At 69.4% G+C, this 4,728-nt stretch carries 3 protein-coding genes and 1 pseudogene; 3 read left to right on the top strand and 1 reads right to left on the bottom strand.

Annotation, left to right across the window (positions count from 1 at the left end):
• The coding region (locus QK444_RS32590) for a phosphopantetheine-binding protein (protein ID WP_282785904.1) at positions 1 to 1,330 on the top strand (1,330 nt) is incomplete at its 5' end.
• On the opposite strand, the gene QK444_RS32595 is transcribed toward QK444_RS32590, so the two are convergent.
• The gene (locus QK444_RS32595) at positions 1,232 to 1,537 is read right to left on the bottom strand and encodes a hypothetical protein (protein WP_081592491.1); all 306 of its coding nucleotides are present in this window, start codon (positions 1,535 to 1,537) and stop codon (positions 1,232 to 1,234) included. The two genes, QK444_RS32590 and QK444_RS32595, sit on opposite strands and share 99 nt — an antisense overlap.
• A 193-nt stretch (positions 1,538 to 1,730) precedes the next feature.
• Between QK444_RS32595 and QK444_RS32600 the strand changes: the two genes are divergently transcribed.
• Together QK444_RS32600 and QK444_RS32605 are read left to right on the top strand one after the other, a co-directional pair.
• A complete protein-coding gene (locus QK444_RS32600) occupies positions 1,731 to 2,924 on the top strand; it encodes an XRE family transcriptional regulator (protein WP_282785905.1) in 1,194 nt (397 codons plus the stop codon).
• Positions 2,925 to 3,077: 153 nt separating this feature from the next.
• Positions 3,078 to 4,577 (top strand): annotated as a pseudogene (locus tag QK444_RS32605) (TIGR02677 family protein); the annotation flags it as partial.
• Positions 4,578 to 4,728: the final 151 nt, after the last annotated feature.

A 4,728-nucleotide genomic window follows, 5' to 3' on the forward strand; every position in this document is an offset into this window, starting at 1 on the left:
CTGTGTGGTGTCGTCGATTCCTCGGCTACCCAATGGAAAACCGGACTATCCGAGTATTCGGCGCTTGTCGGGCACGCACGGTGACGCTCTCCCGTCGGGTGCCCCCGGCGGATCCTGCGAGGATGTGCGCATCCTCTTCGCACAAGCCCTCGGCCTCGATCGTGACCACATCGGCTCCCACGCCACCTTCGCCGATCTCGGGGGCGACTCACTGACTTTCGTCACCCTGGCGGTGCGGCTCGAACGGGCCTTGGGGCAGCTTCCGGCCGACTGGCCGTCGCGCACCATCGCCGAACTCGAGGCACTCCCCCGGCGGCGGACGCGGTTCGGGCGGTCGCTCGATACCAGCACCCTGTTGCGGGCGATCGGCATCGTGACGGTAATCGGCTCACATATCGGACTTTTCGTCCTGTGGGGCGGGGCGCATGTGCTGTTGGCGGCGGCGGGATTCAATTTCGCGCGCTTCGCCGTCACCGCGGCTCCGGCCGCGCCGCGCCTGCGGCGCACCCTGCGCAGCGCGGCCTTCGTCGCGGTGCCGACGGCGGCCTGGGTGTTGCTCACCCTGCCGTTCACCGATTATTACGGCTGGCAGAATGTGCTGCTGCTCAACAAGATTCTGGGTCCGCACGACAGCCCGACGGCCGGGCACCTGTGGTTCATCGAGGTGGTGCTCTACCTCATCGTGGGTTCCGCGCTGCTGTTGCGCCTGCCGGTGGCCGATCGCTGGGAACGGTTGTCGCCGTTCTGGTTCGCGACCGGTCTGCTCGGCGTGGCGCTCATCTTCCGATATCGGACATTCGATCTGTACCGGCCGGACGATGTGCCCTTCTCACCGCTGGTGGCATGGTTCTTCCTACTCGGCTGGGCAGCGGCCAAGGCCGAGACGGTGTGGCACCGGCTGTTGCTCAGCGCGATCGCGCTGGCGACGATACCGGGCTATTTCGGCGAAACCGACCGAGAGCGCATGATTCTCGCCGGAATCCTGCTGCTCGTCTGGTTGCCGTCGGTGCGGGTACCCGCGCTGGTCGCGGGTGCGGCCGCGCTGCTCGCCGACGCCTCGCTGTTCGCGTATCTACTGCACTGGCAGGTGTATCCGCTGTTCGGGCAGCATCACCTGGCGGCATTGACGGCCTCGCTGGCGGCCGGGTGGGCCGCCGCGCGGCTGCTGAGCTGGGCGCGTACCGGATGGGCGAGCGCCGGGATCGGTCGGAACGCGGCCGTGGGCCGCCGGTCAGCTGTCGATCGTCCAGACCTTCGCGGACGCCTCCTGGGCCAGCTTCGCGATCAATATGTCACGCGGAATCGTCTGACCGGCAAGGTGATCGAGTGACGGCACCACGACATGGTGGGCATCGGCTCGCTTGAGTTCGGCGGTCAGCTCCGCGAATGCGGTGCCGTCGCCCGGGGTCGATTCATGGAACGTGGCGGCGAAGCAGAATCCGGCCGAGCTGGCGAGGGTGCACATGGCGCTCTCCCACTCGTCACCGCGGCCGTCGGCCAGATCGTCACGCACGTACCCATAGATCAACGCTTCCACCCGAACCTCCGTTGGATTGGGGATCTCGCTGTTCTGTTGTGTGCCCACTAACGACTATGGCGTTCTCGAAGATGCAATTGCAGATGTCAACCCACTGACATCCAGATGCCCTATCCGGGTCCACGCGGGGTTAACTGGTGAGATACTACAGAGCGTGTCCAGTGGTGACGATCGACCTGTCTGGGCTGTCCGAATGCGTGCCGAACGGGATGCTCGGGGGTGGTCACAGGCCGACGCCGTCCGCGCCATGCGCGGGAAATCGAGCCACAACCTCCCCACCGACTCCACGCTGCTACGCAACTGGCGGCGGTGGGAATCGGGCGAATCCCGCCCGGACGACTTCTACGCGCCCATTATCGCGGCGGCCTTCGACACCGTGACCGCGGCCTTCTTCCCCAAGTCACGGCCGAATCGGGACGATGAGATGCTCTCGGCGACCGGGATGGACACGCTCGAGTTCATCGGGCGGCTGCGCATGTCGGATGTCTCGGCGGCGACGCTGGACGCCATCCACATCACGGCCGACCGGCTGTGCTCGGAGTATCCGTGCACCGATCCGCACGAGTTGCACGCGGAGGGGACGGCGTGGTTGCGGCGAATTACCTCTCTACTGGACGGTCGTCTTACTCTCGCCCAGCATCGCGAGGTGCTGGTGCTCGCCGGATGGGTCGCCCTACTGGTCGGTTGCGTAGATTATGACTTGGGCTGGCGCACCGCCGCCGAGGCCACCCGCCGGGCCGCCCTGTCCCTGGGTCAGGAGGCCGATCATGCCGAAATCATCGGCTGGGGTGCGGAAATGGCGGCCTGGTTCGCCCTCACCCAGGGCAACTACCGCGGGGCCATCGACGCCGTAGACAGCGCCCTCCCCGGCGCGGGCGCGCTGGGCGTCGGTGTGCAGCTCTCGGCGCAGCGCGCCAAGGCGTGGGCGCGCATCGGCGATCGCCGCGAGGTGGAATCCGCACTGACGCAAGGCCGCTCGATACTCGACAAACTTCATCATCCCCCCAATCTGGACAATCATTTCGTGGTGGACCCACAGAAGTTCGACTTCTACGCCATGGACTGCTGCCGGGTGGCCGGGGACGACCGCCTCGCCGAAAGTTATGCGTGGCAAGTCATCCGCAACTCCACCGCACCCGACGGCACCATCCGCAAACCCATGCGCGTCTCCGAGGCCCACCTCACCCTCGCGGTGGTGGCGGTGCGCGATCGCAATCTGGAGCTCGCCGTGGACGAGGGGCTACAGGCCCTCACCGGCAAGCGCCGCTCCCTGCCCTCCCTGATGTGGATCGCGAGCGAGGCGGCGCGCGAGATGATCGAACGCTTCCCCGGCGACCCCCGCACCCGCACCTACCTCGAGCAACTGCGCACCCTGGCCGCCAGCTGATCCGGTCGCGGCCCGCCACATTCGGACTCACCACGCAATACAGCGCCGCCACGTCGGCATTCGGGTCGCTGTGGCGCGCCGAACAGCGGCCGCATTGGGGACTCGGGCGGGGGCGGTATTAGTCTCACCCCGGTGACCGAGACCGCTGCCGGATTGCTGCCCGACCCGTCCGGGGTCGGTGGAGGGGATCTGCCGCACGCCGATCGGCTCCGGCTGTTCTCCTTCGCCACCGCCGAGAAACGGGCCGATTACCTGTGGGTGTTGCGCGCCTTCGACACCGCGCGGGCCGCCTATGTAGTGCTGCTGCACGCCAGTGACGTCGTGGAGACGCTCGGACGTTGCCCGGGGGCTCCCGCGCTGACCGCGACCGAGGTGGGGCCGCTGCTGGAGCAGTTGCACCAGTGGGGCGTGCTGGAGCGCAGCTACGACGGCACCCGGGCGGCGACGCTGGCCGAGTACCGGAACCGGCATTTCGTCTACCAGTTCTCGCAGGCGGGCTATCAGGCGTACCGAGCGGTCTCGGATGTGTTGGACGCGCGACTGGACGAGGCGGCGCTCTCGCGTCTGGTGCTGCCGGAACTGCTGGCGGACCTGCACACCCTGGCCGAAGCCAACCGCACCGGTGACGCGCCCCGGGTGTACCGGGTGCTCAACCGGCTGGACCGGGCGCTGTCGGATCTGGCCGACCGCGCCGCGCATTTCTATCTCACCCTCGGCGACCTGGTGCGCACCACCGAGGTCACCCCCGAGGCGTTCCTCGTCCACAAGGACGCGCTGCTGGCGCATATGCGCGAATTCTCCATGGACCTCGCGCGGTTCGCGCCGCGCCTGGCCACCGCCATCCGCGAGGTCGAGGCGACCGGGGTGGACGAGCTGATCGAGCGCGCCGCCCGCTGCGACGAACGCGTCCTGCTCGATACCGCTGCGCGACAGGCGGATTGGCGGGCGCGCTGGCAGGGCCTGCACGCCTGGTTCCTGCCGTCGGAGGCCGAGGGCGCGCTCACCGAATGCGAGCGCCTGCGCGAGGCCACCATGAGCGCCATCGCGGCGGTGCTGTCGCTGCTGCGCCGCGTCACCGAGACCCGCAAGGGCGGCGTCTCCCGCGAATCGGCACTGCGCCATCTGGCGGGCTGGTTCACCGCCGCCCCCACCGCCGAGGCCGCGCACGCCCTCTACGACGCCGTCTTCGGTCTCGGCCGCCCCCGCCATCTGTCCATGCGGCATCCCGACGCGGACGTCATCCCCGCCATCCGCTCCTGGTGGGACGCACCACCGCTGGAGATCGCCCGCACCCTCGCCGAGACCGGCCGCCCGCCCACGCCCGGCGCGCCCGCCCGCATCCAGCGCAACGACGCCGGTATCCGCCGCCTGCGCCAGGCCCAGCTCGACGCCCAGCGCGCCCGCGCCGAGGCCGCCCGCTCCCTCGCCGCCGCCGACCTCTACGACCGCGTCCTCGACGAGGGCGAAACCGAGGTCCTACTGAAGCTGCTCGACGCCGCCTCCACCGCCTGGGTCCCGGTCAGCGGCCGCGTCGGCGGCACCACCGGCACCGACAACGGCGTCACCCTCACCGTGCGCGAACACCCCGGCTCCACCGCCGTCCGCACCTCCCGCGGCCTGCTCCACCTCAACGGCCGCACCCTCGAGATCCGCGAGAACACCGGCCGCCGCCAACGCGCCGCGACAGCGGGGAAGGCGAAAACGCCCGCCACGCCATCGGATTCGCCCGCCACGGCCACCGCCGCACGTGGGCCGGCCGTGCCCGAGGCGCCCAGCGGGCGAGCGCGCCGCACTCCGGACGGCG

This window comes from Nocardia sp. CC201C (genome assembly GCF_030010695.1).
In the GTDB taxonomy this organism is placed as follows: Bacteria; Actinomycetota; Actinomycetes; order Mycobacteriales; family Mycobacteriaceae; genus Nocardia; species Nocardia otitidiscaviarum.